At 49.7% G+C, this 390-nt stretch carries 1 pseudogene; it reads left to right on the top strand.

Going from position 1 to position 390, the window contains the following annotated elements:
- Positions 1–108 precede the first annotated feature (108 nt).
- Positions 109–390 (top strand): annotated as a pseudogene (locus HMPREF3201_RS03475) (bifunctional 2-keto-4-hydroxyglutarate aldolase/2-keto-3-deoxy-6-phosphogluconate aldolase); the annotation flags it as partial.

The raw sequence follows: 390 nt of genomic DNA, 5'->3' as shown, positions 1-390 counted from the left end.
GACAATGAAGGTCTGCCGACGAGAGAAAAACTGGAAGCCTTCCAGGCTAGCCATTCGTAACAGGTCGTATAGAGAGATCTTTTTGAGAGTGTGAAAGGAGCTTATACAATGGATAAAATCGAAGTTGTCAATAAAATTAAAGAAATCGGTGTCGTCGCCGTCATTCGCGGCAATAATCCGGAAGAAGCCGTTGCCATGTCGGAAGCCTGCATCAAAGGCGGTGTTACGGCCATTGAATTAGCCTTTACGACGCCGCGGGCTCACGAAGCCATTCGCGAACTGGCTAAGAAATACGCCGATAACCCCGATGTCGTCATCGGTGCCGGTACCGTTCTTGATGCTGTAACAGCTCGTATTGCTATCCTCGAAGGGGCCCAGTTCGTCGTATCG

Source organism: Megasphaera sp. MJR8396C (assembly GCF_001546855.1).
Lineage (GTDB): Bacteria > Bacillota > Negativicutes > Veillonellales > Megasphaeraceae > Megasphaera.
This window is presented reverse-complemented; position numbering and strand designations above follow the sequence as displayed.